The organism is Amycolatopsis sacchari, assembly GCF_900114035.1.
In the GTDB taxonomy this organism is placed as follows: Bacteria; Actinomycetota; Actinomycetes; order Mycobacteriales; family Pseudonocardiaceae; genus Amycolatopsis_E; species Amycolatopsis_E sacchari.
Map to the genome: position 1 here is coordinate 280,210 of NZ_FORP01000003.1, position 23,470 is coordinate 303,679.

26 protein-coding genes are annotated in these 23,470 nt (G+C 71.4%); 10 read left to right on the forward strand and 16 right to left on the reverse strand.

The genetic code is table 11. The annotated features are described in order from the left end of the window. Positions 1–2 precede the first annotated feature (2 nt). The 3 genes from BMZ92_RS08015 to entS are packed head-to-tail and all read right to left on the reverse strand — an operon-like array spanning position 3 to position 2,303. The gene (locus BMZ92_RS08015; protein WP_091505083.1) at positions 3–218 is read right to left on the reverse strand and encodes an MbtH family protein; all 216 of its coding nucleotides are present in this window, start codon (positions 216–218) and stop codon (positions 3–5) included. A 52-nt stretch (positions 219–270) separates the two neighbouring features. Further along, positions 271–1,074 (reverse strand): alpha/beta fold hydrolase, encoded by an 804-nt coding sequence (locus tag BMZ92_RS08020; RefSeq protein WP_091505084.1) that lies wholly within the window; start codon positions 1,072–1,074, stop codon positions 271–273. Beyond that, entirely contained in the window at positions 1,047–2,303 is a 1,257-nt protein-coding gene (gene entS / locus BMZ92_RS08025; protein WP_245782955.1) for an enterobactin transporter EntS, read from the reverse strand. The genes BMZ92_RS08020 and entS overlap by 28 nt, the downstream gene beginning before the upstream one ends. 68 nt (positions 2,304–2,371) lie before the next feature. Here entS and BMZ92_RS08030 point away from each other — a divergent pair, with 68 nt between their 5' ends. From BMZ92_RS08030 to BMZ92_RS08040, 3 genes are read left to right on the forward strand one after another with little or no spacing between them, the layout of a single operon-like run. After that, positions 2,372–3,907, forward strand: a complete 1,536-nt coding sequence (locus BMZ92_RS08030) for a (2,3-dihydroxybenzoyl)adenylate synthase (protein ID WP_091505086.1) — start codon at positions 2,372–2,374, stop codon at positions 3,905–3,907. Further along, positions 3,904–4,887, forward strand: coding sequence for a FecCD family ABC transporter permease (locus BMZ92_RS08035; protein WP_091505087.1), 984 nt, complete (start codon positions 3,904–3,906; stop codon positions 4,885–4,887). Before BMZ92_RS08030 ends, BMZ92_RS08035 begins: the two co-directional genes overlap by 4 nt. After that, the gene (locus tag BMZ92_RS08040; RefSeq protein WP_091505088.1) at positions 4,884–5,864 is read left to right on the forward strand and encodes a FecCD family ABC transporter permease; all 981 of its coding nucleotides are present in this window, start codon (positions 4,884–4,886) and stop codon (positions 5,862–5,864) included. The genes BMZ92_RS08035 and BMZ92_RS08040 overlap by 4 nt, the downstream gene beginning before the upstream one ends. Here BMZ92_RS08040 and BMZ92_RS08045 read toward each other — a convergent pair. Continuing rightward, complete coding sequence (locus BMZ92_RS08045; RefSeq protein ID WP_091505089.1) at positions 5,841–6,239, reverse strand: hypothetical protein; 399 nt, start codon at positions 6,237–6,239, stop codon at positions 5,841–5,843. The two genes, BMZ92_RS08040 and BMZ92_RS08045, sit on opposite strands and share 24 nt — an antisense overlap. On the opposite strand from BMZ92_RS08045, the gene BMZ92_RS08050 reads away from it, so the two are divergent. Continuing rightward, positions 6,238–6,600, forward strand: a complete 363-nt coding sequence (locus BMZ92_RS08050) for a tautomerase family protein (RefSeq protein WP_091505090.1) — start codon at positions 6,238–6,240, stop codon at positions 6,598–6,600. The genes BMZ92_RS08045 and BMZ92_RS08050 overlap by 2 nt on opposite strands. Before the next feature lie 8 nt (positions 6,601–6,608). Here the strand turns inward: BMZ92_RS08050 and BMZ92_RS08055 are convergent, their stop codons facing one another. Next, positions 6,609–7,187 carry a TetR/AcrR family transcriptional regulator gene (locus BMZ92_RS08055; protein ID WP_091505091.1) on the reverse strand — a complete coding sequence of 193 codons (579 nt, stop codon included), beginning with the start codon at positions 7,185–7,187 and terminating at the stop codon, positions 6,609–6,611. An 86-nt stretch (positions 7,188–7,273) separates the two neighbouring features. Here BMZ92_RS08055 and BMZ92_RS08060 point away from each other — a divergent pair, with 86 nt between their 5' ends. Next, positions 7,274–8,167, forward strand: coding sequence for an SDR family oxidoreductase (locus BMZ92_RS08060; protein ID WP_091505092.1), 894 nt, complete (start codon positions 7,274–7,276; stop codon positions 8,165–8,167). Between the two features lie 2 nt (positions 8,168–8,169). Here BMZ92_RS08060 and BMZ92_RS08065 read toward each other — a convergent pair whose 3' ends face one another. Both BMZ92_RS08065 and BMZ92_RS08070 read right to left on the reverse strand, forming a co-directional pair. Beyond that, entirely contained in the window at positions 8,170–9,432 is a 1,263-nt protein-coding gene (locus tag BMZ92_RS08065) for a salicylate synthase (RefSeq protein ID WP_091505093.1), read from the reverse strand. Positions 9,433–9,517: 85 nt separating this feature from the next. Further along, positions 9,518–10,798 carry a lysine N(6)-hydroxylase/L-ornithine N(5)-oxygenase family protein gene (locus BMZ92_RS08070; RefSeq protein ID WP_177228581.1) on the reverse strand — a complete coding sequence of 427 codons (1,281 nt, stop codon included), beginning with the start codon at positions 10,796–10,798 and terminating at the stop codon, positions 9,518–9,520. A 108-nt stretch (positions 10,799–10,906) separates the two neighbouring features. Here BMZ92_RS08070 and BMZ92_RS08075 point away from each other — a divergent pair, with 108 nt between their 5' ends. After that, on the forward strand, positions 10,907–11,845 hold the full coding sequence (locus tag BMZ92_RS08075) for a methionyl-tRNA formyltransferase (RefSeq protein WP_091505095.1): 939 nt from the start codon (positions 10,907–10,909) through the stop codon (positions 11,843–11,845). On the opposite strand, the gene ligD is transcribed toward BMZ92_RS08075, so the two are convergent. Continuing rightward, positions 11,832–12,797, reverse strand: coding sequence for a non-homologous end-joining DNA ligase (ligD, locus tag BMZ92_RS08080; RefSeq protein ID WP_091505096.1), 966 nt, complete (start codon positions 12,795–12,797; stop codon positions 11,832–11,834). The two genes, BMZ92_RS08075 and ligD, sit on opposite strands and share 14 nt — an antisense overlap. Next, the gene (locus BMZ92_RS08085; RefSeq protein WP_177228582.1) at positions 12,794–13,870 is read right to left on the reverse strand and encodes an ATP-dependent DNA ligase; all 1,077 of its coding nucleotides are present in this window, start codon (positions 13,868–13,870) and stop codon (positions 12,794–12,796) included. The genes ligD and BMZ92_RS08085 overlap by 4 nt, the downstream gene beginning before the upstream one ends. 97 nt (positions 13,871–13,967) lie before the next feature. Here BMZ92_RS08085 and BMZ92_RS08090 point away from each other — a divergent pair, with 97 nt between their 5' ends. Further along, positions 13,968–14,801 carry a mechanosensitive ion channel family protein gene (locus tag BMZ92_RS08090; protein ID WP_091505098.1) on the forward strand — a complete coding sequence of 278 codons (834 nt, stop codon included), beginning with the start codon at positions 13,968–13,970 and terminating at the stop codon, positions 14,799–14,801. Positions 14,802–14,985: 184 nt separating this feature from the next. Here BMZ92_RS08090 and BMZ92_RS08095 read toward each other — a convergent pair whose 3' ends face one another. Beyond that, on the reverse strand, positions 14,986–15,363 hold the full coding sequence (locus BMZ92_RS08095; protein WP_091505099.1) for a DUF6401 family natural product biosynthesis protein: 378 nt from the start codon (positions 15,361–15,363) through the stop codon (positions 14,986–14,988). 143 nt (positions 15,364–15,506) lie between these two features. Here BMZ92_RS08095 and BMZ92_RS08100 point away from each other — a divergent pair, with 143 nt between their 5' ends. Beyond that, a complete protein-coding gene (locus tag BMZ92_RS08100; RefSeq protein ID WP_091505100.1) occupies positions 15,507–16,484 on the forward strand; it encodes a YihY/virulence factor BrkB family protein in 978 nt (325 codons plus the stop codon). A gap of 196 nt (positions 16,485–16,680) precedes the next feature. Here BMZ92_RS08100 and BMZ92_RS08105 read toward each other — a convergent pair whose 3' ends face one another. Both BMZ92_RS08105 and BMZ92_RS08110 read right to left on the reverse strand, forming a co-directional pair. Further along, complete coding sequence (locus BMZ92_RS08105) at positions 16,681–17,361, reverse strand: flavin reductase family protein (RefSeq protein ID WP_091505101.1); 681 nt, start codon at positions 17,359–17,361, stop codon at positions 16,681–16,683. A 56-nt stretch (positions 17,362–17,417) separates the two neighbouring features. Then, a complete protein-coding gene (locus tag BMZ92_RS08110) occupies positions 17,418–18,191 on the reverse strand; it encodes a glucose 1-dehydrogenase (RefSeq protein WP_091505102.1) in 774 nt (257 codons plus the stop codon). A gap of 118 nt (positions 18,192–18,309) precedes the next feature. Here BMZ92_RS08110 and BMZ92_RS37280 point away from each other — a divergent pair, with 118 nt between their 5' ends. Then, entirely contained in the window at positions 18,310–18,465 is a 156-nt protein-coding gene (locus BMZ92_RS37280; RefSeq protein ID WP_177228583.1) for a hypothetical protein, read from the forward strand. A 43-nt stretch (positions 18,466–18,508) separates the two neighbouring features. Here BMZ92_RS37280 and BMZ92_RS08115 read toward each other — a convergent pair whose 3' ends face one another. Together BMZ92_RS08115 and BMZ92_RS08120 are read right to left on the reverse strand one after the other, a co-directional pair. Beyond that, a complete protein-coding gene (locus BMZ92_RS08115; RefSeq protein WP_091505103.1) occupies positions 18,509–19,153 on the reverse strand; it encodes a fasciclin domain-containing protein in 645 nt (214 codons plus the stop codon). 74 nt (positions 19,154–19,227) lie between these two features. Then, complete coding sequence (locus tag BMZ92_RS08120) at positions 19,228–20,721, reverse strand: molybdopterin-dependent oxidoreductase (RefSeq protein ID WP_177228584.1); 1,494 nt, start codon at positions 20,719–20,721, stop codon at positions 19,228–19,230. A 199-nt stretch (positions 20,722–20,920) separates the two neighbouring features. Between BMZ92_RS08120 and BMZ92_RS08125 the strand changes: the two genes are divergently transcribed. Continuing rightward, positions 20,921–21,295, forward strand: a complete 375-nt coding sequence (locus tag BMZ92_RS08125) for a VOC family protein (RefSeq protein WP_091505104.1) — start codon at positions 20,921–20,923, stop codon at positions 21,293–21,295. On the opposite strand, the gene BMZ92_RS08130 is transcribed toward BMZ92_RS08125, so the two are convergent. Both BMZ92_RS08130 and BMZ92_RS08135 read right to left on the reverse strand, forming a co-directional pair. Beyond that, positions 21,276–22,211, reverse strand: a complete 936-nt coding sequence (locus BMZ92_RS08130; protein ID WP_091505105.1) for an esterase/lipase family protein — start codon at positions 22,209–22,211, stop codon at positions 21,276–21,278. The two genes, BMZ92_RS08125 and BMZ92_RS08130, sit on opposite strands and share 20 nt — an antisense overlap. A gap of 59 nt (positions 22,212–22,270) precedes the next feature. Next, positions 22,271–23,413, reverse strand: coding sequence for an MFS transporter (locus tag BMZ92_RS08135; RefSeq protein WP_091505106.1), 1,143 nt, complete (start codon positions 23,411–23,413; stop codon positions 22,271–22,273). Between the last annotated feature and the right edge of the window lie 57 nt (positions 23,414–23,470).

The window sequence follows — 23,470 nt, forward strand, 5'->3', positions numbered from 1 at the left end:
GCTCAGGACTCGGATTCCATCGCGCGGACCAGGCTGCGCGGCCGCATGTCGGTCCAGTTCGCCTCGATGTGGTCGAGGCACGCCTGCCGCGTGTCCTCGCCGAACACGATCCGCCAGCCGGAGGGCACCTCGGCGAACGTGGGCCACAGCGAGTACTGGCCCTCGTCGTTGACCAGCGCGTAGAAACGGCCGCTGTCGTCGTCGAAGGGGTTCGTCACGTAAGCCTCCCTGATCGGCGAATAAGCTGAGGCTTACCTTAGTAAGGTGAGACTAAGGGTGTCCAGCCGCGAAAAAGGTGACGAGCGCGGCGTTGACCTCGTCCGGCCGCTCCAGGTAGCCGTAGTGCCCGCAGTCCGCGATCTCCAGGTACCGGGCGGACGGGATCGCGTCGGCGACCTCGCGCGCCAGGTACGCCGGCAGCCGCACGTCGTCGGCGAAACCGATGACCAGGCACGGAACTTCGATCGCCCGGTACGCCGGTAAGCGGTTTCCGGCGATGTCCAGGTGCAGCTGCGCCCGCAGGCCCGGGGTCCAGATCGTCGGCGACATCGTGAACAGGTCCAGCCAGTCCTGCACGGCCTTGTCGTCATTGAGCGTGCGGGGCGACAGGTTCTCCATCGCCCGCACGACCGCCTCGTACCGCGCGGGCAGCCGCACGTCGCTCTCCCGCAGCTCCAGCTCGGCGTCGTGCATCGCCCGCCGCATCACGTCGGACCGCCCGCGCGTGGCCATCAGCACCGCCTGCGTGACCAGGTCCGGCCGCGCGAGCGCCAGTTCCGTGACCACCTGCGCACCCATCGACGTGCCGGCGAAGCGGCACGGCCCCAGCCCGAGGTGCTCGACGAGCGCGGCCGTGTCGGCCACCAGGTCGTCGATCGTGAACCCGGTTTCGTCGCCCGCGACACCCCGGTTGTCGAAGGTGATCACCCGGTAGCCGGCGTTGACGAGCGCGGGCACCTGGTGCAGGTGCCAGACCCGGCCCGTGGCGGCGGTCCCCATCACGAGCACGACCGGTTCGCCGGAACCGGTGTCCTGGTAAGGGATCTCTACGCCGTTGACGGCAGCGACGGGCATCGTTCCCCTCGCAGGCTGGCCCGGCGCAACGCGGGCAGGGTGAGGGCGACCAGGCACACGCCGACCACGCACACGAGCCCGCCGCCGATCACCGCGCCCGGCGCGCCGAGCAGCCGGGCGGCGAGCCCGGCCTCGGCGTTGCCGACCGCGGAACCGCTCGTGGCCTGCGCCAGCCACAGGCTCGACACGCGGCCCTGCAGGTGGTCGGGGGTGTAGTGCTGCAGCAGCGCGCGCCGCAGGATTTCGGAGGTCGTGTCGGCGGCACCGGCGATCCCGAGGCACACCAACGCGAGCCACAGGTGCCCGGACAACCCGAGCGCCGTGATCGCCAACCCCCAGCACAGGACGGACGCGATCAGCGCGCGGCCGCTGTGCCGGAAGCGGCCGGTCCAGCCGCTCGCGAGCGCACCGGCGAACGCGCCCACCGCGGGCGCGGTGTAGAGCAGCCCGACGGTCGACGGCCCACCGCCGAAGACCTCTTCGCCCAGTTGCGGGAACAGCGAGTACGGCATCGCGAACACCATCGCCCACGCGTCGATCAGCAGCAATCCGGCAACCGTGCGGTCCTTGCGCACGAACCGGAACCCCTCCGCGAGCGCACGCAACGGGTGCTGCGGTTCGCGCTCGGACGGCAGCGGCGGAATGCGCCACATCAACGCGACCCCCGCGAGGTAGCCGATGGCGTCGATCGCGAAGCACGCCGCGACGCCCGGCCCCGCAGCGAGGAACCCCGCCACCGTCGGCCCGACCATCGCACCGAACTGGCTCGTCACCGTGAACAACGCGCCCGCCGCGGCGAGCTGCGCCGGGGCGACGAGCGCGGGCACGGCCGCCATCAGCGCCGAGCCGCCGAGCCCGTTGATGGCCCCGGCCAGCACGGCGGCGACGTAGACGAACCCGAGCAGCGGGTGCGGCAGCGCGGCGTTGACCGCGAGCCCGGCGAGGACGACGGCCACGAGCGTGCGCGTGCCGAGGATCAGGCGCCGCCGGTCCAGCCGGTCGGCCAGCACCCCGCCCGCGAGCAACCCCGCGAGGAGCGCCAGCCCGAACACCAGGCTCACCAGCCCGACCTGGACCGAGGACCCGGTGAGCTGGTAGACGTGCAGGTTGATCGCGACGTTCGTCAGCGCCGTCGTGAGCACGGTGAGGGTCTGCGCGGTGAACACCCGCCGGTACCCGGAACTGGTGCGGAGCGGTGTGACGTCGATGACGAGTTCGCCGAGCCGCACGAGCACTCTCCCTCCGAGAACATCGGCTAGCCTAACCTAAGCTCGTCGCCTGACCCAAGGAGCTGCGGATGCTGGACGGGTGTGTGCCCTGGCCGGAGGAACTGGCCGAGCGCTACCGGGCAGAGGGGTACTGGACCGGAGAACCGCTGGACCGCCTGGTGCTGGCCGGGGTCGAGCGCCATCCGGACCGCGTCGCGCTGGTCGGCCCCGACGGCTCGAAGTGGACGTACGCGGAGCTGGACGCGTGGATCGCCCGCCTGGCGGCCGGACTCGCACCGCTCATCGCGCCCCGCGAGCGGGTCGTGGTGCAGCTGCCCAACATCCCCGAGTTCGTCGCGTTGTTCTTCGCGCTGCTGCGGATCGGCGCACTTCCCGTGCTGGCCCTGCCCGCACACCGCGAAGCCGAGATCGTCCCGCTGTGCGAGCTGAGCGAAGCGGTCGCGTACTTCATCACCGAGGAGTACCGGGAGCTCTCCCGCGTCGTGACGAAAGCCGTGCCGGGGCTCAAGCACGTCATCGCGGCCGAGGACCTGCCCACGGCCGATCCCGTGCCGCTGCCCGAACCGGACCCCGCGGACGTCGCGCTCTTCCTGCTTTCCGGCGGCACCACGGGCACGCCGAAGCTGATCCCGCGCACGCACAACGACTACCTCTACAACGCGCGCGCGAGCGCCGAGGTCTCCGGCTTCGACGAGTCCACTGTGTACCTGGTGGCGTTGCCCGCCGCCCACAACTTCGCACTGGCCTCCCCCGGCTTGCTCGGCGCCTTCGCCGCGGGCGGGACGGTAGTGCTCGCTCCCGATCCCAGTCCGGACACGGCTTTCGCCTTGATCGAACGGGAGAAGGTCACCGTCACCGCGGTCGTGCCACCGGTCGCACTGCTGTGGATGGACGCGGCGGAGTTCGCCGACGAGGACCTCTCCAGCCTCCGGTTGTTGCAGGTCGGCGGGGCGAAGCTGAGCGCCGAACCCGCGAGCCGCGTGCGCGAATCGCTGGGGTGCGCGCTGCAGCAGGTGTTCGGCATGGCCGAGGGGCTGCTGAACTTCACGCGCCTCGACGACCCCGAGGAGCTGGTCGTCACCACGCAGGGCCGTCCACTGTGCCCCGCCGACGAGGTGCGTGTGCTGGAGAACGGCGAGCTGCTCACGCGCGGCCCGTACACGCTGCGCGGCTACTACCGCGCGGAGGAGCACAACGCGCGGTCCTTCACCGAGGACGACTTCTACCGCAGCGGGGACGTCGTGCGGCAGCTGCCGTCCGGACACCTGATCGTCGAGGGCCGGGTCAAGGACCAGATCAACCGCGGCGGCGAGAAGATCCCCGCCGAGGAGCTGGAGAACCACCTGCTCGCCCATCCCGCGGTGCACGACGCGGCGGTCGTCGGGATGGCCGATCCCGTGCTGGGCGAGCGGACGTGCGCGTTCCTCGTGGTGCGCGGCGAGGCGCCGAAGCTGCGGGAGATCACGAAGTTCCTGCGGGAGCGCGGGGTCGCCGAGTACAAGCTGCCGGACCGGGTGGAGGTGCTCGACGCCTTCCCGCTCACCAAGGTGGGCAAGGTCAGCAAGACCGAGCTGGCCCGGCGCCTCGCCGGTGAAGCGGGGTGAGGGGCCGCGCACTCGGACTGCTCGCCGCCTTCGCGCTCCTGGTCCTCCTCGCGCTGCTGAGCGTCGCCGTGGGCGCGCGCTCGGTCCCACTGTCCACTGTGGTCCACCTGCTGTTCGAACGCGACGGTTCCGACGCGTCGTACGTGGTGTGGGACCTGCGGATCCCCCGCACGCTCATCGGCATCGCGGTGGGCGCCTCGCTCGGGGTCGCGGGCGCGGTGATGCAGGCGCTGACCCGCAACCCGCTCGCCGACCCCGGTTTGCTGGGCGTGAACGCCGGGGCGTCGGCCGCGGCGGCGTTGTCGGTCACCGTGCTGGGGCTGACCGACCTGCGGGCGTTCGTGTGGTTCGCGTTCGCGGGCGCGGCGATCGCGGGCACCGCGCTGTACCTGATCGCCGGGCGCGGCGGCGCCTCCCCAGTACGGCTCGCGCTCGCGGGTACCGCGGTGTCGGCGGCGCTGACCGGGCTCACGCAGGGGCTCACCCTCCTCGACCAGCAGACGCTCGACCAGATGCGGTTCTGGACCGTGGGTTCGCTGTCGCGGGCCGACGCCGGGACGCTCGTGCGCGTGCTGCCGTTCCTCGCGGTCGGTCTGGTGCTGGCGCTGCTGCTCGCGCGCCCGCTGAACGCGCTGGCGCTCGGGGACGACGCCGGGAAGTCGCTGGGCGCGCACCTCGGGCGTACGCGCCTGCTGTCGCTGCTGGCGGTGACGTTGCTGGCGGGCGCGGCGACGGCGGCGGTGGGTCCACTGGTGTTCGTCGGGCTCGCGGTGCCGCACATGGTGCGGGCGCTGACCGGGCCGGACCAGCGGTGGGTGCTGCCGTACTGCGCGGTCCTCGCGCCCGCGTTGCTGCTGGCCGCGGACGTGGTGGGCCGGGTGATCGCGCGCGAGGAGATCGACGTGGGCGTGGTGACGGCGTTGCTGGGCGCGCCGGTGTTCATCTGGCTGGTGCGGCGGAACAAGGCGGCCAGGGCATGATCACGTCTCGTTCCGTGGTGGTGTCCACGGTCCTCGTCGTCGCGACCGCGGTGCTCGCCGTGCTCGCGCTGGGTGTGGGCGCGATTTCCGTGGCGCCGCTGGACGTCGTGCGCACGCTGCTGGGCAACGGCAGCAGGCTGACGAACTTCGCGGTGCTCGACCTGCGGCTGCCGCGCGTGCTGATCGCGGTGTGCGTCGGGGCGGCGCTGGGCATGAGCGGGGCGGTGTTCCAGAGCCTGTCCCGCAACCCGCTGGGCAGCCCGGACATCATCGGCTTCAACTACGGGGCGACGACCGGCGGGCTGCTGGCGATCCTCACGTTCGGCAGCGGCCTGCTCGGGATTTCGCTGGGCGCGGTCGCGGGCGGGCTGGTCACGGCGCTCGCGGTGTACCTGCTGGCGTGGCAGCGCGGGGTGCGCGGCAGCCGGCTGGTGCTGGTGGGCATCGGGATCAGCGCGATCCTGCAGGCGGTCAACTTCTACCTGATCGTCAACGCGAAACTGGCCGACGTCTCCCGCGCGACGGTGTGGCTGATGGGCAGTCTCAACAACCTCGGATGGGAGCACGTGTGGCCGGTGGTGCTCGCGCTGGCGTTCGTGGTGCCGCTGCTGCTGGCGGGCACGCGGCGGCTGAACATCCTCGAAATGGGCGACGATTCGGCGGCGGCGCTGGGGGTGCGGGTCGAGCGCAGCAGGCTGTACCTGATCGTCGTCGGCACGGCGGCGTGTGCAGTCGCGACGGCGGTCGCCGGGCCGATCGCGTTCGTGTCGCTGACCGCGCCCCAGCTCGCGAAGCGCCTCACGCGCGCGCCCGGGGCGGGCGTGCTCCCGGCGGCGTGGCTGGGCGGTTTCCTCGTGCTGGCGGCGGATTTCGTCGCGCAGCGCGTCGCCGGGAGCGGCACGCTGCCGGTCGGCGTGGCGACGGCCGCGCTCGGCGGGGTGTGCCTGGGCTGGCTACTCCGCCGTTCCCGCCGGTGACCCGGCGGCCGCTTCGTAGGCGAGCAGGGTGTCCACGAACAGGCGGCGCTGCTCGGGCGTCAGCGGCGTCAGGACCTTGCGCCAGGCCGCCGCGCCCCGGGCCAGCCAGGCCCTGATCGCGGGCTCCTGGTCCGGCGCGATGCGGATGATCCGCCGCCGCCGGTCGGCCTCGTCCTCGGTGCGTTCGAGGATCCCCTTCCGGTTCAGGTCGCCGACGAGCAGGTACGACAGCAACGAGAGGTGCCGGGGGCCAGCGCGAACGAGCGCAGCGACTCCGGCACCGGGATCTTCTTCCGCCCTGCCCACGAGCCGGGGCATGAGCAACAGCAGCGCGCGGACGGCGTCGTCCACCTCCTGGTCAGCAGCCGCGGGCATGACGGTCTCGTCGAGTGCTTCCTCGCTGATGTGCACGCTCGAGGTCGAACTGATCCAAGCACTGACCGACGCCATCGGGGACGTGTACGGGGAACAGTTCAGCCGCCTCGCGGGCGTCGACCTCATCGGCATCCCGCGGCGGCGCCGGGGCACGGGCGGCGTCGCGGGGAACGACGAAGTCCTGGTCACGCTCAACCTGCGGGAAGGCGCCTACCGCGTGCCGGACGCCCAGGCCCGGCTGATCACGGCCATCACCGACCGCGTGGTCGGCGCGCTGGGCGAGGACGTCCGGGACCGGGTCGTCGTCACCCTCACCGCGACGCCGGGCGGCTACATCGGAACCGGCGGCAAGGTGGCCTGAAGATCCCTTCACACGGACCGTTGCCCGATGACCGCGTGCAGCGAGAGCAGCGCATCGGACAGGTGCTCACGGAGGGGCCGGCCGTCGGCGGCCTCCGCCCAGGTCCGCATCGCCATCTGCTGGACGAGGACCCCGACACCGGCGGCGAGGAGCGCTGTGCCGGAGTCGACGCCCCGGGCACGCAGCGCCTCGACGATGGCGTCCGCGAGGGCGGCCCGCTTGCCCCATTCGCGTTCCCGTAGCTCGGGGTTGGCGTCGATGATCTCCCGGCGCCGGGCCACGGCGGCGCGGCGTTCCTCGAACATCACGTCGGCGGCGGCTTGCAGACCACGCAGCACGGCGTCGACGGGTGACACCGAACCGGCGCACGCGGCGATTTCGGCGACGACCAGCTCGCGCTGACGCTCGGACACGGGCCCGAAGAGCGCCTCCCGCTTGTCGGCGAAGTGATTGAAGAACGTCCGTTTGGTGAGCCCCGCGCGCTCGGCGATCTCGGCGACCGTGGTCCGCTCGAACCCCTGTTCGGCGAAGAGGTCGATCGCGGCCGCCTGCAGGCGGCCCACCGCGTCCGGTTCCCATCGAGGCATCCCGCTCAGCCTATCGATTGCACCAAGTGCAGTCACGGCGCTAGGGTGATTACATCAAGTGCAATCACTTGTTGAGGAGATCCCCTGTGCACGTGTTCGTCACCGGCGCCTCCGGGCGCATCGCCGCCGCGGTCATCCCCGAGCTGCTGGCCGCCGGCCACACCGTCACCGGGCTGGCCCGCTCGGATCAGGCCGCCACGGCCGTCCGAGCACGCGGAGCCGACGTGGTCCGAGGGGATCTGACCGACCTCGATGCCTTGACCACGGCGGCCCGCGAAGCCGACGGCGTCATCCACCTCGCGTTCCAGAACCAGGAGATGCGAGAAGGCGACCTGGCCGGCGCGGTCACGGCGGACCTGCGCGCCATCGAGGCGATGGCGGCCGCGCTGGAGGGCTCGGGCAAACCCTTCGTGGGGACGGCCGCCACGCTCGGGCTGATCCTGGCCGGATTCACCGGGCGGCTCACCGAGGACGACGCGCTGCCCGGCGGTCCGCGGATCGACGCCGAGAACAGGGTGATCGCGCTCGCCGGCCACGGCGTCCGCTCCTCGGTCGTCCGCCTGCCGCCGACGGTGCACAGCCCGGGCCAGTACGGCTTCGCCTCGGCCCTGATCGCGATCGCCCGCGCCACCGGCGTCGCCGGTTACCTGGGCGACGGAGCGAACCGCTGGCCCTCGGCCGGCACCCAGGACGTCGGCCGCCTCTACCGCGTGGCGCTCGAGTCCGCGCCGGCCGGGTCCAGGCTGCACGCCGTCGCCGAAGAAGGCATCGCCCTCCGCGACCTCGCGGCGATGATCGGCCGCCGTCTCGGCGTTCCGGCCGGTCCGGTCGCCCCGGAGAACGCCGAGCGGCACTTCGGCTTCCTCAGCGCCTTCATCGGCCTCGACAACCACACCTCCAACCGCATCACCCGGGACCTGCTCGGCTGGACACCGACCGGGCCCGGGCTCGGCACCGACCTCACGGGATCACCCCGGTAGCGCTACGCCGGCACGACGTAGGGCGCCACGCTGGTCAACTTCTCGCACGTCTCCTCGAACTCGCGTTCCGGGGTGGAGTCCGCGACGATGCCGGCGCCCGCGCGCAGCCACGCCGCGCCGTCCTCCTGGTACACCGCCCGCAGCACGAGCGCCGCGTCCAGCGAACCGTCGTCGGAGGCCGTGAGCACCGCACCCGAGTACAGTCCGCGTGCTTCGTCGAGCCGGGCGATCGCGTCGAGCGACTCCAGTTTCGGGATGCCCGACGCCGTCACCGCGGGGAACAGCGCTTCCAGCGCGTCCCACGCGGTCCGCCCCTCGGCGAGCCTGCCGTTGACCAGCGAAGCGAGGTGCTGCACGCTGCCGCGTTCCTTGATCCCCATGAAGTCGCCGACCCGCACCGACTCCGGCGTGCACACCCGCCGCAGCTCCTCCTGCGCCGTGCGCACCGAGACCGCGTGCTCGAAGATCTCCTTCGGGTTCGACTCCAGCTCCGCGCGGGCCGCCGCGTCCTGCTCGCTCCCGCGCCCGAAGGCGCGCGTGCCCGCGAGCGGCTGCGTCGTCACCTCGCCCTCGGGCGTCACGGTCACGACCACCTCCGGGCTGAACCCCGCGGCCTCCGCACCGCCCAGCCGCAGCAGGAACGATCGCGCCGGGGTGTTGGCCGCACGGCCCAGCTCGTACGTCGCGACCAGGTCGGCCTCGTACGGGATCCGCACGGTCCGCGACAGGATCACCTTCTGGTACTGCCCCTGCCGGATCTCCTTCACCGCCAACGCGACCCGATCGCGGTAGCCCGCCCCGTCCGCGCGCACGTCGATCGGCCGCGGCCGCGGCTCGGTGCCGGTGAACGGCTCACGCAGGATCTCCCGCACCCGGGCCTGCTCCTCCCCGGACACGGACACGCCGTCGGCGCCGAGGCGCACCTCCGTCCGCGGCACGATCAACCGCACCAGATCTCCCGCCGGCGCCGCGGCACCCCGCAACCGCAACCCGGACAGCAGCTTCGAGAATCCAAAGTGGACGAACCCGTACGCTCGCCACCCCGGCACGGGCAACGATTCCAGCGCCCGCCGCAACGCCGCGCCCGGTGAACCCGACCACTCGGTCTCCGACTCCACGATCCCGCGGACCCGGACGTGCGTCGCGTCGAGGGTGATGGTCGCGAGCGCGCCGCCCGCGAACGTCCACGCCCCGTCGCGCTCGTAGACGACGTAGTCCTCGAACCCCGCACGCGCCAGTGCCGCGACCGCCCGCAGCTCGTTCATGCGACCTCCTCTCCGGACGCGGCAAGCCGCGGCTGTGTCACGACGTCGGCAAGCATGGTGTCTGACGGTTCGGTCGCAAGCTCCCTCACGCCCACTCCTTCACGGCGTACTCGGCCGACCAGTCCGGGGCGGGACGGCGCTCGACGATCGAGGTGAGGATCTCGCCCACCCGGACGGCGGTGTTGGACAGCAGCGACGACGTGATCCCGTGCGAGTGCTCGGTGCCGCCCTGCAGGTAGACGGCGCCGCCGAGCCCGGGCGCGACGAGCCGGTAGTCCCGTTCGACACGCAGCCGGCCGTGCTCGTCGCGGCGGCACTCCCGCGCCAGCTCGCCCAGCAACGGCGTGGGATCGGCGGGCAGGTAGCCGGTCGCGTACACCAGCAGGTCGGCGTCGAGCACCGTTTTCTCGCCCGTGGTCAGCGATTCGACCGTGACGCGCACGGTGTCGTCCTCGGTGATGTCGGCGGGGCGCGAGGTGTTGAAGATCCGCAGCCGCTGCGTGCCCTGCACCTTCTCGCGGTACACGCGCCGGTACAGGTCGTCGATGAGGTCGAGGTCCACGGCCGAGTAGTTCGTGTTGGCGTGGTAGTTCATCAGGCGCCGCTTGACGTCCTCGGGCGCGGAGTAGAACGCGTCCACCCCTTCGGGGTCGAAGATCCGGTTGGCGAACGAGCTGTCGTCGGACGAGCTGAACCCGTAGCGCGCGAACACCGAGCACACCTCGGCGCCGGGGAACCGGTCGTGCAGGAAGGCGGTGACCTCGGCGGCGCTCTGCCCGGCGCCGAGCACGACGCAGCGACGCGGTTCCCGCACGTCCTCGATGCGGTGCAGCAGCTCGGAGTTGTGCCAGATGCGGTCGCTGGTCCGCGCCCCTTCGGGCAGGTTCGGCCGCAGCCCCGTGCCCACCACCAGGTTCCGCGCGCGGTACACCTCGCCGGCGGCCGTCCGGACCTCGAAGTACGGGTCGCCCCCGCGCACCGACACCACCTCGGCGCCGTAGGACACCTGGTCGTCGACCTGCGCCGCGGCCCACGCGAAGTAGTCGTGGAACTCGGTGCGCAGCGGGAACAGCGTCTTGTGGTTGATGAAGTCGACCAGCCTGCCGCGGCTGTGCAGGTAGGACAGGAAGCTGAAGCCGCTGGCCGGGTTCCGCATGGTGACCAGGTCCTTGAGGAAGGACACCTGCATCGTGGCGTCTTCGAGCAGCATCCCCCGGTGCCAGCCGAACCGCGGCTGCCGTTCCAGGAAGTGCGCCGTCACCGGTTCCGCCGCCCCGGCGTTGTGCTCGGCCACGGCGATCGCCAGCGCGAGGTTGGAGGGCCCGAAACCCACCCCGATCAGGTCGAACTCCGGTGGTACTGGCATGCCCTGTCCCATCTGTCGATGTACAACCGAGGCAACCCTAACCTAACTTAGGGAAGCCTCAACTACTACATTCGGGCGTGATGTTGATCCCCTGACGGAGGAGAGCCGATGCGGGTCGCGATGTTCGGGTACCAGACCTGGGGCCACCGCACGCTGCGGGCGTTGCTGGACTCGGAGCACGAGGTGGTCCTGGTGGTGACCCACCCGAAGAGTGACCACGCGTACGAGAAGATCTGGTCGGACTCGGTCGCGGACCTCGCCGCTGAGCACGACGTGCCGGTCGTGCTGCGCAACCGCCCGGACGACCTGGTGCCGACGCTCAAGGAGGCCGAGCCCGACATCATCGTCGCCAACAACTGGCGCACGTGGCTGCCGCCGGAGATCTTCACCCTCCCCCCGCACGGCACGCTGAACGTGCACGACTCGCTCCTGCCCGCCTACGCCGGGTTCTCGCCGCTGATCTGGGCGCTCATCAACGGTGAGCAGGAGGTCGGCGTCACCGGGCACCTGATGGACGAGGAACTGGACGCGGGCGACATCGTGGTGCAGCGCTCGGTGCCCGTCGGGCCGCGGGACACGAGCGTGGACCTGTTTCACAAGACGGTGGACCTCATCGAGCCCGTGGTCACCGAGGCGCTGGGGCTCATCGCGTCCGGCCGCACGGACTTCACGCCACAGGACCGCTCGAAGGCGACGTTCTTCCACAAACGGTCCATTGAGGACAGCCGGATCGACTGGAACTGGCCTGCCGAGCACATCGACCGGCTCGTGCGGGCGCAGGTGGACCCTTATCCCAACGCGTTCACGTACCACCGGGGGCAGCGGCTGCGGATCGTGCGCGCCTCGGTTTCGCAGGGGCGGTACGGCGGCACGCCGGGCCGGATCTTCATCAAGGAGGGCGACGGCGTGGTGATCGTCGCCGGTGCCGATGCGCGGTTCGGGCAGAACCACGGGCTCGTCGTCGAACGCGTCCGCACCGAGGACGGCACCGAGCTCGCGGCGACGGAGTACTTCCAGACGATGGGTGGCTATCTCACGGCTTCTTAGCCCGACTCGGAGCGACGCGCGGTGGCTCGTTCGGCATCTTCGGGTAGACCGGCGGCCACGGCGCGTCCATCAGCCCGCTCTCCAGATCCCGCCGGGACATCTCCAGCAGCGGTTCGAGCGACTGCGGTGCACCGACCGCCCAGGGATCGCCCTGCGCGGCGACCCGGGCGGGCACGGTGGCGATCGTCAGCTCCGCCGGTTCGACGCCGTCCAGCTCCTCCCAGGCGATCGGCGTCGACACCTGCGCCCCGGCCCGCGGCCGCACGCACCACGCGCCGAACACCGTCTTGTGCGGGGCGTTCTGGTTGAAGTCCACGAACACGCGTGCGCCGCGTTCCTCCTTCCACCACTGCGCGGTGATCGACTCCGGGTACCGCCGCTCCAGCTCGCGCGCCAGCGCGACCGCCGCCGCGCGCACCTGGTAGCTGTCCCAGCGCGGCTCCAGGTCGACGTAGAGGTGCAGCCCGCGCGAGCCCGTCGTCTTCACGCGGACCTCGATGCCCAGCTCGGCCAGCAGTTCCCTCGTTCGCAACGCGGCTTCGCGGACCTGCGGGAAACGCACGCCGGGCGACGGGTCGAGGTCGATGCGCAGCTCGTCGGCGACCTCCGGCGTGTCCGCGTGGAACGGCCAGACGTGGAACCCGATGCAGCCGAGGTTCACCGCCCACAGCACGTGGTCGAGGTCGGCGGCGACGAGCGCGTCGCTCTTCGTGCCGTTCGGCGTCGACACGACCGTTGTCCGCACCCAGGACGGCGTGTTCTTCGGCACGCGCTTCTGGAACCACGACTTCCCGCTCGCACCCTCGGGATAGCGCTCCAGCAGCAACGGACGGCCGCCCAGCCGCGCGAGCAACGGCCCTTCCACCGCTTCGTAGTACCGGGCGAGATCGCCCTTGGTCTCGCCGCGCTCGTTGAAGTACACCTTGTCCGGATGGGAGATCTGGACCTTCACGACCGCACCTCACCGAACAAAGTGGACAGTTCCGCCGGCGGGATCTCCTCCAGCTGACCGTAGGTGCACGACTCGGGCGTGCGGTCGGGGCGGAACCGCACCAGGCGCGTGCCGTGCCGGAAACGGCCGGACTGCACGTGTTCGTAGCGCACCTCGGCGACCAGCTCCGGCCGGACCGCCTCCCACGCCAGGTCCTTGCCCGCGCTCCACCGGCTCTGCCCGCCGGGCATCCGGCCGCCCGCCTCGGCCTGCGCCTCCGCCCAGCGGCGCCACGGATGCCCCTCCAGCGCGTTCTCCCGCAACGGCGCCAGCTCGTCGACGAGTTCCGCGCGGCGGGCGACGGAGAAGCTGCTCGCCACGCCGACGTGGTGCAGCGTCCCGGCTTCGTCGTACAGCCCGAGCAGCAGCGAGCCGACGCCCTTCCCGTCCTTGTGCCAGCGGAACCCGGCGACGACGCAGTCGGCCGTGCGCTCGTGCTTGACCTTCCACATGACCCGCCTGTCCTGCTCGTACGGCTGGTCGGCGGGTTTGGCCATCACGCCGTCGAAACCGGCGCCCTCGAACCGGCGGAACCAGTCCTGCGCCACGTCCGGGTCCTCGGTCATCGGCGTCAGGTGCACACGCGCGAACTCGCCGCTCACGATCGTTTCGAGCAGCCGCCTCCGCTCGGCGAACGGTTCCGCGGTCAGATCCCGGTCGTCGAGCGCCAGAAGATCGAAAACGACGAAACTCGCCGGGGTCTCCTCCGCCAGTTTCCGGACGCGGGAGGCGGCCGGGTGCAGCCGCAGCTGGAGGCTCTCGAAGTCCAGCCCGTGTTCGGTGACGATGACGATCTCCCCGTCGACCACGCAGCGTGACGGCAGCGCTTCTTTCAGGAGGTCCACCAGTTCGGGGAAGTAGCGGGTCAGCGGCCGGTCGTTGCGGGAACCGAGCTCGACCTCGTCACCGTCGCGGAACACCACGCAGCGGAAGCCGTCCCATTTCGGCTCGTACCGCAGGCCGGGGGCACGCGGCACCTCGTGCACGGCTTTCGCCAGCATCGGCCGGACCGGCGGCATCACGGGAAGCTCCACCGACCGATCGTAACGCCACCCGACCGGGTGGCAGCTGTTTTCCCGCGTACGGGGTAGGGGAACCCGCCGGGAACGCCGGTCGGAAGGAGAACAAGCAGTGTCCACAAACCATTTGGCGGCTGTCGACTTTGGACAAGGCGTGTCGAACGCCTGGAGCTCGGTCGCCACCTTCGTACCGAAGTTCGTCGCGTTCCTGGTGATCATGGTGATCGGCTGGGTCGTGGCGAAGGCGCTCGCGAAGATCGTGAGCAAGGTGCTCGACAAGGTCGGTTTCAACCGCGTCGTCGAGCGCGGCGGCATCAAGCAGATGCTCCAGCGCAGCAAGTACGACGCCTCCGACATCATCAGCAAGCTCGTGTACTACGCCGTCCTGCTGATCGCGCTGCAGATCGCGTTCGGCGTGTGGGGCCCGAACCCGGTGAGCGCGCTGCTGACGGGCATCGTGGCGTGGCTGCCGAAGGCCGCGGTGGCGATCATCATCGTGGTGGTGGCGGGCGCCATCGCCAGGGCGGTGAAGGACCTGGTGTCCGGCGCGCTGAGCGGGCTGTCCTACGGCAAGGTGCTGGGCACGGTCGCGGCGGTGTTCATCTGGGGGCTCGGCATCATCGCGGCGCTGAACCAGATCGGCGTCGCGACGACCGTCACCACCCCGGTGCTGATCACCGTGCTGGCGACCGTCGCCGGTGTCGTGGTCGTCGGCATGGGCGGTGGCCTGATCAAGCCGATGCAGCAGCGCTGGGAGAACTGGCTGGGCCGCGCGGAGAGCGAGCTGCCCTCGGCCAAGGCCCGCACGCAGGCCTACCAGCGCGGCCGCGAGGACGCCGCCCGCACGACCGAGACGCCGACCGAGCAGCTGCGCCCGGAGCCGAGCGCGTCGACCCGCAGCGGCGAGGGTCCGGGCCCGATGCCCCCGACCGCGGGTCAGGGGTGACGTCCACCCATCGGAGGAACGGCCGGTCCCGCGGGGGCCGGCCGTTCCGGCGTTCAGGGGTGTGTTGGGCAGGGCTTCGGTGAGCCCAGGCGGCCGACCGCAACCCGGCGCGGCTTCAGCCCAGGCGGCGGCCACCGTCGCGGAGCCACCGCGCAGCCCAGGGCGGCGCGGGGCCCCGAACGCCTCAGGCCTCCAGCAGGGCGCGCGGGTCGTAGCCCGGCTCGTCGAAGCGGCGGGCCAGCGCGCAGACCGCCAGCAGCCGGGCGGTGAACCAGTCGGCCGCGGCCCAGTCCACCGGCGCCGCGAAGGCCCAGCCGTGTTCGCGGGCCTGGTCGAGCACGCCGTTCGCGTACCCGGCGAGCAGCACGACCCCCGCCACGGCCGCCGAGCCCTCGACCCCGAACGTGAGGATGTCCCGCACCGCGGCGGCGTGCTGGTCGATCGCGGCCAGCAGCCCCGGGACCGCGGCCGCCGCCGGCAGGCCGGCGCCGAGCTGCTCGCCCAGCCGGTCCAGCGTCCTGCGCGCGGACAACTCGGCCCACTGGGCCACCCAACTCGCCATGCACCCACGGTAGCTCCCGCTCGCGCTGCGAACCCCAGGAGTGTGACGTACCATGCCGCGCCCACCGCGCCAAAACCCCTGGTTGACCTGGTGGACGAGCGGGTAGCACCCGGGGGACGGATCGGAGAAACCGGGAGCGCACCGTGAACGAGAAGACCGGCAAGGTGAAGGCCCAGCTCGATCGGGTGGACGAGTTCCAGCAGCGGCACGAGTCGGTGGGCATCCCGGTCGCCGTGTTCCGGAAGTTCGGCGAGGACCAGTCCACGAACCTCGCCGGCATGATCGCCTTCTGGGCGTTCTTCTCGATCTTCCCGCTGTTCCTCGTGTTCATCACGCTGCTGGGCTTCCTCCTGCCCGGCGGCGTCAAGGACGACGTGCTGGACCAGGTCGGCACCATGTTCCCGCTGCTCGACCCGTCGTCGATGCACGGGCTGTCCGGCTCGTGGTGGGCACTGCTCATCGGGCTGGTGAGCGCGCTGTGGAGCGGGCTGTCCGTCGTGCGGACGGTGCAGTTCGCGTTCAACTCCGTCTGGGAGCTGCCCTACGTCGCGCGCCCGAAGATCACCGAGCAGATCGGGCGCAGCGTCGGCGTGCTCGCCACCATCGGGCTGGGCCTGGTGCTGAGCACCCTGATCAACGGGTTCGTGTCGAGCGGCGCGAACGCCGTCCACCTGGGCTGGGCGGGACACCTGCTCGGGTACGTCGTCGCGATCGCGCTCGACGTGGGGCTGTTCATCGCGGCGTTCCGCATCCTGACCGACCGCGAGATCACCACGCGGGACGTGCTGCCGGGCGCGGTGCTGTCCGGCGGGCTGTTCTGGGTGCTGCAGTCGGCGTCGTCGCTGATCATCAGCAACTACCTGCACAAGGCGCAGAGCACCTACGGCACGTTCGCCACGGTCATCACCCTGTTGTGGTGGTTCTACCTGCAGAGCATCGTCACGCTGCTGGGTGCGCAGCTGAACGTCGTGCTCAAGGAGCGGCTGCACCCGCGTGCGCTGACGGACGCGCCGCAGACCGAGGCGGACCACCGGGCCTACGACGCCTACGCGCAGGAGCGGTCCTACCACGAGGAGGAGCGCATCGAAGCGGACTTCCCGTCGAAGGACGAACGACGGTGAAATCCCGACGACGCCGGGCTACGGGTCAAGGCAGGGCTCTGGACGGCGTGCGCCTCCCCACCGCCTGATACCGATGACCACGAGGGCCTGCGAGCCGCCGGGGTGACGTCGACGCGGAAATCCTGCGCTGGCAGGGCCTTCCGCCGATGTTCGCGTTCCGCGACCCCGACGGCAACAGACTCGTCGTCGTTGCGGCTTAGTTCCCCGCTGCCCCGCGGGCGAGGACCTCCGCCTCGCGGGCGCGCTCGATGTCCGGGCCGCGGTACAGGCGTTCCGGGATCGTCGCCAGCGTGGACGGGTGCACGCGCGGGCCGAGGCCGTAGAACTGCTGGAAGCTCATGATCAGCGGGCGCCAGCGGTCCGGGTCGATGCGGTCGGTCGTGCCGGGCAGCCGGATCTCGTCGGCGACGTGCACCCGCACGATCCGCACCTCGAACGCGAGCACGCCCCCGTCGCCGACCGGGTGGCTCGCTTCGAGGACCGCCTCCAGGTGCACGGGGCATTCCTCGACGCGGGGCGGCGCGACCACCTCCGACTCCAACGGCGTCAGCCCCGCGCGGGCGAACTTGTCGCCCTCGTGGACGTAACCGCGCTCGGCCTTGCGCGGCGGGACCGGGTCGCTGCCGGTGGTCAGCGCGAGCCGGTCGACCTGCGGGGCCAGCGAGTCGGACGGCAGGTTCAGCACGCACTCGCCGGTGCGCAGCAGGTTCTCCGCGGTCTTCGCCCGCGCGCCCAGCCCCAGCATCCCCCGCCAGCCCAGCCAGAACGCCGACGACATCGGCGCGAGGTTCGCCGAGCCGTCCTCGTTGCAGGTGGACAGCAGCACCACCGGGGTGCCGAAGTACAGGATGCCGGGTTCCATCCGGGTGTGTCTCATGACCGCCAGTCTCACGACGGGGACGGCCGCTCGCTGGCGGTATTCGGACACGACGATCAAGCCGTGCCGGAGACCCCGCCGTCGACCGGGATGACCGCGCCGGTGAGGTACGCGCCGGCGCGGGAGGCGAGGAAGATCACCGTGCCCGCGATGTCCTCCTGCTGCCCCATGCGACCGAGCGGGATGCCGCTCTCCACCTGCGCCCTGCCCTCGGGGTCGTCGAGCAGCCACCGCGTCATCTGGCTGGGGAACAGGCCCGGCGCGATCGCGTTGACGGTGATCGCCTCACCCGCCAGCCGCTTCGCCAGGTGCCGGGTGAGCATGTGCACGGCGGCCTTGCTCGCGGAGTACGAGTAGTTCTCGAACACGGGCACGCGCAGCCCGTCGATCGAGCCGATGTTGATCACGCGAGCGGGTCGTTCCCCGCTCGCGCGCAACGCGGGCAGCAACGCGGTGGTCAGTTCGAACAGGCCGGAGACGTTCGTGGAGAGGACCTTCTCCCACCCCTTCACCGGGAACTCCTCCAGCGGCGCGCCCCACGTCGCCCCCGCGTTGTTGACCAGCACGTCGAGCCGCCCGCCGAAGCGCTCGCCCACGGTCTCGACGATCCGGGCGATGTCCGATGTGGACGTCAGGTCCGCCTGGAGCGCGTGGCACTCGCCGGTCTTGGACAGTTCCTCGGCCACCGCCTCGGCGGCGCCGGGCTTGCGCGCGCAGACGAGCACCCGCGCGCCCGCTTCGACCAGGCCGCGGGCGATCATCTCGCCGATGCCCCGCGAACCGCCGGTGACCAGGACCGTCCTGCCGGTGACGGAGAAGAGATCAGTCATGCGGGGAGCCTAGTGACCCGCTGTGCCCCCCGTCCCACCTGCGGACCGTTACTTCCGCCCTCACCTGGGGTAGTCCCTCGTGAAGCCGCATGGGCGGCGAGGAAGCGAGGTGGGTGCCATGCTCGGGTTGATCGGGCTGCTGTTGCTGGTCTGGCTGGTGCTCGTGGTCGTCGGTGCCGTGGTGAAGGGCCTGTTCTGGCTGCTCATCATCGGCGCGGTGTTGTTCGTCGTGACGGCGATCTTCGGCTGGGTCAAGCGCGGCGCACGCCGCTGACGAGGAAGCGGGGCCGGCGCGTCGCCGGCCCCACTGCCGAACCTCACATACCGGGCGTCAGCACGGAGTCGATCACGAACACCGTGGCGTTCTTCGTCGGGATGTTGCCGCACAGCACCTTCGCGCCGTTGACGGTCATGCTGTCGCCGGAGCCGGAGATCCTGATCGGGCCACCGGCGGTGTCGAGCGACTGCACCGTGCCCGCCGCCTCCAGCCCCTTGGCGTCGTAGCGCTGCGGCAGCACGTGGTACTGCAGGATCGGCGTGAGCCGGCTGGGGTTGTTCGCCAGCTCGGTGACCTTGGCGTTGCCGAGCTTGTCGAACGCGGTGTCCGCCGGGGCGAACACGGTGATGGCCTGCTGGCTGTTCAACGTGTCCACGAGGTTCGCGGCCTTCACCGCCGCGACCAGCTTGGTCAGCAACGGGTTCGTGCTCGCCGCACTCGCGACCGGCTGCGGCCCCATCGAGTCGAGGCTGCCGGGCGCGCTGCCCTGCGGCAGCTTCCCGCACGCGGGCCCGAAGACGTCGGCGTTCGTGGTCACGCCCGCATTGCTGTTCATCGGGCTGGACATCGGCGCGGCGCTGCTGCTCGTGCCGCCGGACGCGGTGTCACCGCCACCCCCGCACGCGGTGAGGGCCACGGCGGCCGCGGCGGTGAGACCGGCACCGGCGATGCGCAGAGCCTTCATGGGAAACTCCTTCTGCGTTGGGAAATTCCTTGCTGTCATCAGGGATTCGGAGCCCCGGCACGAACGGATTGGGGTCATTTCGCGACGAACGAGATCGTGTGCCAGCCGGTCGCGCCGTCGGGCACGGTCCCGGCCCGTTCAGCCGTCTGCACGTAACCCCTCTTGTCCTTGGCACGACAGGAAATCTGGTGCGCGCCCGGCGTTACGGACAGCTCCGCCCACCACATGCGCCAAGTGTCCACAGTGATTTCACGGGACAGGATCGCCCGCTGCCACGGCCCGTTGTCGAGCCGCACTTCGACCTGGTCGATACCGGTGTGCTGCGCCCACGCGACCCCGGCGACACGCAGTGTGCCCGCCGGTACCGTCTCGAACCCCTTCGGCGTGTCGATCCGGGACTGCGTCTTGATCGGCGCCTGTTCACCCCAGCCGCGCTGCAGCCAGTAGGCCTGTTTCGCTTGCCACGTCGTGACTTCGAGCCGCGTCACCCACTTCGTCGCGGACACGTAACCGTACAGGCCGGGGATGACGAGCCTGGCGGGAAATCCGTGTTCCAGCGGCAGCGGCTCGCCGTTCATGCCGATCGCGAGCATCGCTCCGCGGGTGGGATCGAGCGCGTCCGCCACCGGCGTGCCCGAGGTCCAACCGTCCACACTGGTCGAGAACAGTTGCTCGGCACCAGGCCGGACTCCGGCTTCCCGCAACAGGTCCGCAAGGTCGACGCCGATGAAGTTCGCCGTGGACACGTACGGGCCGCCGACCTCGTTGGACACGCAGGTCATCGTGATCGTGCGCTCCACCAGCGGGCGGCCGCGGATGTCCTGGTAGCGGTAGGCGCGTTCCCGGTCCACCATGCCGGAGATCCGCAGGCTCCAGTCCTCGGTGCGCACCTGTGGCACGGTGAGCGCGGTGTCCACGCGGTAGAAGTCCCGGTTGGGCGTCAGGAACGGCGGTGTGCCGAGCTTCGCGAAGTCCGCGTCGGCCGGGATCGCGGGTGCTCGCCGGGCCGGGACGAGCGGACCGACGGCGGCACGCGAGGCGCCTGCGTCCTTTGTGGACGCGAGCAGCTGCCCCGCCACGCCCGCAACGGCGGACCCAGCCAGCACGATCAGGAACGACCGCCGTGATGCCACAGTCTCCTTCCCGCGTAGGCCGCGGAACACCAGCACCCCGGTGACCAGGCTCGCCAGCGGCGCGAGCACCGCGACAGCGCCCAGGCCCGGCCGCGTGGCCACCGCGGCAACGCCGACCAGCCCGAACAGGGCGATCACGACCGTGCCGGGCCAGGGCGACCGGCGCGACGCGAGCCCGGCCAGCGCGGCGGCGCCGAGCAGCACGACGGCCATCCCGCCCAGCAGCACCTGCTTGTCGTGCGTGCCGAAGGTCCGCACCGCGAAGTCCTTGAGCGGGAGCGGCGTGAGGTCGATGGCCGCGTTGCCGACCGCGAGGTACGGCGAGGCGCCGACGTTGATCAGCGCGGCCACCAGGTGCCCGGCGGCCAGCGCCGCGAGCAGCGCCAGCACGCCGCATGCCACGGCCCGCCACGCGCGGAGGGAGGTCTGTGCCATGCCGGGGGTTCGGAGCCGGGACGGCCGCGTATTGGTCTTGGCTCGGCGCGGATTTCCAGCTAGGTTGGCGACGTGATCACCGGGACGGCCATCGGCCACTCACGGAACGGCGACCCGGTAGCGGGCTGAGCGCCGCGCGGGCTCCTCCGGCTCAGGACCTTTTCCGCGTCCTGACCAGTACTTCCCGGAGGAGGAACCCATGGGTACCAAGTTCAACCACACCATCATCGCCTCGACCGACCGCGTGCGTTCGGCGGCGTTCTACCGCGACCTGTTCGAGCTGGCGGAAGCGCCGTCGTGGGGTCCGTTCACCAACTTGCTGCTCGAAGACGGTGTGCTGCTGCAGTTCGCCGAGCCGCCGGTGGAGATCCAGATGCAGCACTACGCGTTCCTCGTGGACGACGACCTGTTCGACCGCGCCTACGCCCGGTTGCGGGAGCAGGGCGTCGACCACGCGGCCGACCCGCACTGGCAACGGCCGGGCGAGACGAACACTGAGCACGGCGGCCGCGGCGTCTACTTCCGCGACCCGTCGGGGCACGGCCTGGAGATGATCACGCGGCCGTACCTGTAGCGGCGAGTCCGCCGCCGTTCACCGGCAGGGTGAGAGTGCAGTCCGGTGCCTGGGCGTGTACGGGGTCGAGTGCGTTGAGGACGTCCCGCAACGCGATGGCGTCGAACGAGATGCCGAGGTGGTCACTGACGTCGGCGGGGCACTGGTCCTGCAGCAGGATGTTCGTGACGCCCTCCCCGGCGAGGAACGCCGAGGTGTACGGGGTGACGACCTCGTCGTAGGCCGTCTGGATCACCGTGTACGCCACACCGGGCACGGTCTCGTCGAGCGACCGCAGCAGCGGGGATCCCGCGAGCTGGTCCTCGACGGACGGGCCCAGCCCGGTGGCGAGCAGGTAGCCGACGCCGGGGAGCTGCGCGAGCCCGTCCGCGGTGGTGCCGTGGTTGGACGGCGAGAGCGCGACGAGCTTGCCGACCTTGCTCGCGCCGCCGAGGTACTGCAGGTAGTAGCGCGGCATCATGCCGCCCTGCGAGTGCCCCACGATGTCCACTTCGGACGATCCGGTAGTCGCGAGCACGCGGTCGACGAACTCCCGCAGCTCCCCGGCGCTCTCGGCGACCGGTGCCGCGCCGTAGGTGCGGGTCGAGCCCGGCAGCCCGACGTGCGGGCTGCCGGTGTCGCCGTAGTTCAGGGCGAAGACGCAGTAGCCGTTGTTCCGCAGCAACGGGGCGAGGGTGAACCAGTTGTACGTCTTGTTCTCGACGGTCCCGTGCACCAGCACGACGGGCCGCGGGTGGGCGGCACCGGGGCGGCAGGTCCAGTCGTTCGCGCCCGCGGGATCGGTGTCGGGGCGCAGCGCGGCGTTCGCCAGCGAGGCGACGCCGGAGTACAGCACGGGTAACCGGGTCGCGGCCTGCGCCGTCATGGGCACCAGCCCGAGCACGACCGCGAGCAGCAGAACTCCGAAACGCCTCATCGCGTCCCTCCGATCCTCGGAGGGAGAGGCTACTCAAAAGTAGGTAAGGAGGGAAGTGGTCATCCCACCGCGACGCGGGCCTCCTCGCGCGGCAGCAGCAGGAGCGCGACCAGGCTGGCCAGCGCGGCCCCGCCGAACACCGGGCCGAGGCCGACGGCGTCCCCGAGCGCACCCGCGACCGGCGACGCGGCGGTCTGTCCCGCGGCGAGCCCGAGGAACGACAGCGTCACGCCGCGCGAGACGTCCTCGAACAGGCGTCCCGCCCACAGGATGCACAGCCCGGTCAACCCCATGTACGCGATGCCGAACAGCACGGCGGACAGCAGCGCCACCGGGAACACGGGCCGCGGCAACGCCAGCAGGGCCATCCCGGCGGTCCAGACCAGCCACACGCACACCACGGTCCAGCGGAGCCCGCGGCGTTCGGCGAGGCGTCCCGCCATCCCGCCGATGGGCCCGGCGAGCCCGATCGCGCACCAGCACAGCGACGCGAGCACCGTGCTGATCCCCGCGTCCGACAGGCGTGCCGGGGAGAAGTTCCAGTACGGCGCGGACGCGGCGCCGAGGATCACCGAGCTGGCGACCAGCCGCGTGGCGCCGTCCGGCCACCGGCTCCCTTGCGCCGCCGTCTCGCGGGGCCGGTCGGCGGACCGGCCGACCAGCGTTCCCGCCACGACGGTGACGACGACCGCGACGACGGCGAACCCCGCCCACGTCCACCGCCAGCTCCACACCGCCAAGGGCAGGAAGGCGGAGGCGGCGAGCCCGAAACTGGTCCCGGTGTTCGCCCACGTCTGCGCGCGGCTCCGCTCCCCCTCGCCGACCCGTTCGCCGACGAGCTGGGCCACCCCCGGCGAGGCGAGTCCCGCGCTGCTGCCCGCGATCACCGTGCCGACGCCGAACAACACGACCGATCCCGAGGCCGCCATCAACGCCACCCCGGCGGCGGCGAGCGCGCCCGCGAGCACCGTGGTCCTCCTGGCGGAGCGGACCGCCAGTCGCGGCGCCACCAGCAACCCGATCCCGTAGCCGAGGGTGGACAGCCCGCCGAGGATGCCGACCCCGGTGCCCGAGAGGTGGAAGTCCCCGGAGAACCGCGGTTCGAACAGCCCGAAGGCGTACCGCGCGAACCCGTAACAGACGGCGATGACCCCGCCCCCGGCGGCGGCCACGACAGCCCAGTGCCGCTCACGATCTTGCACCGTCCGAGGATGGCACGATTTTGATGCCCGCAAACCTTGGGCAGTGTGGGGAGGGGG

Bases quoted from the DNA above. Each gene is read 5' to 3' on its own strand.
- BMZ92_RS08020 (WP_091505084.1), bottom strand. From the start codon at position 1,074: ATGCCCGTCGCTGCCGTCAACGGCGTAGAGATCCCTTACCAGGACACC.
- BMZ92_RS08030 (WP_091505086.1), top strand. From the start codon at position 2,372: ATGCTGGACGGGTGTGTGCCCTGGCCGGAGGAACTGGCCGAGCGCTAC.
- BMZ92_RS08040 (WP_091505088.1), top strand. From the start codon at position 4,884: ATGATCACGTCTCGTTCCGTGGTGGTGTCCACGGTCCTCGTCGTCGCG.
- BMZ92_RS08050 (WP_091505090.1), top strand. From the start codon at position 6,238: ATGACGGTCTCGTCGAGTGCTTCCTCGCTGATGTGCACGCTCGAGGTC.
- BMZ92_RS08045 (WP_091505089.1), bottom strand. From the start codon at position 6,239: ATGCCCGCGGCTGCTGACCAGGAGGTGGACGACGCCGTCCGCGCGCTG.
- BMZ92_RS08055 (WP_091505091.1), bottom strand. From the start codon at position 7,187: ATGCCTCGATGGGAACCGGACGCGGTGGGCCGCCTGCAGGCGGCCGCG.
- BMZ92_RS08065 (WP_091505093.1), bottom strand. From the start codon at position 9,432: ATGAACGAGCTGCGGGCGGTCGCGGCACTGGCGCGTGCGGGGTTCGAG.
- BMZ92_RS08070 (WP_177228581.1), bottom strand. From the start codon at position 10,798: ATGCCAGTACCACCGGAGTTCGACCTGATCGGGGTGGGTTTCGGGCCC.
- BMZ92_RS08075 (WP_091505095.1), top strand. From the start codon at position 10,907: ATGCGGGTCGCGATGTTCGGGTACCAGACCTGGGGCCACCGCACGCTG.
- BMZ92_RS08095 (WP_091505099.1), bottom strand. From the start codon at position 15,363: ATGGCGAGTTGGGTGGCCCAGTGGGCCGAGTTGTCCGCGCGCAGGACG.
- BMZ92_RS08105 (WP_091505101.1), bottom strand. From the start codon at position 17,361: ATGAGACACACCCGGATGGAACCCGGCATCCTGTACTTCGGCACCCCG.
- BMZ92_RS08110 (WP_091505102.1), bottom strand. From the start codon at position 18,191: ATGACTGATCTCTTCTCCGTCACCGGCAGGACGGTCCTGGTCACCGGC.
- BMZ92_RS37280 (WP_177228583.1), top strand. From the start codon at position 18,310: ATGCTCGGGTTGATCGGGCTGCTGTTGCTGGTCTGGCTGGTGCTCGTG.
- BMZ92_RS08115 (WP_091505103.1), bottom strand. From the start codon at position 19,153: ATGAAGGCTCTGCGCATCGCCGGTGCCGGTCTCACCGCCGCGGCCGCC.
- BMZ92_RS08120 (WP_177228584.1), bottom strand. From the start codon at position 20,721: ATGGCACAGACCTCCCTCCGCGCGTGGCGGGCCGTGGCATGCGGCGTG.
- BMZ92_RS08125 (WP_091505104.1), top strand. From the start codon at position 20,921: ATGGGTACCAAGTTCAACCACACCATCATCGCCTCGACCGACCGCGTG.
- BMZ92_RS08130 (WP_091505105.1), bottom strand. From the start codon at position 22,211: ATGAGGCGTTTCGGAGTTCTGCTGCTCGCGGTCGTGCTCGGGCTGGTG.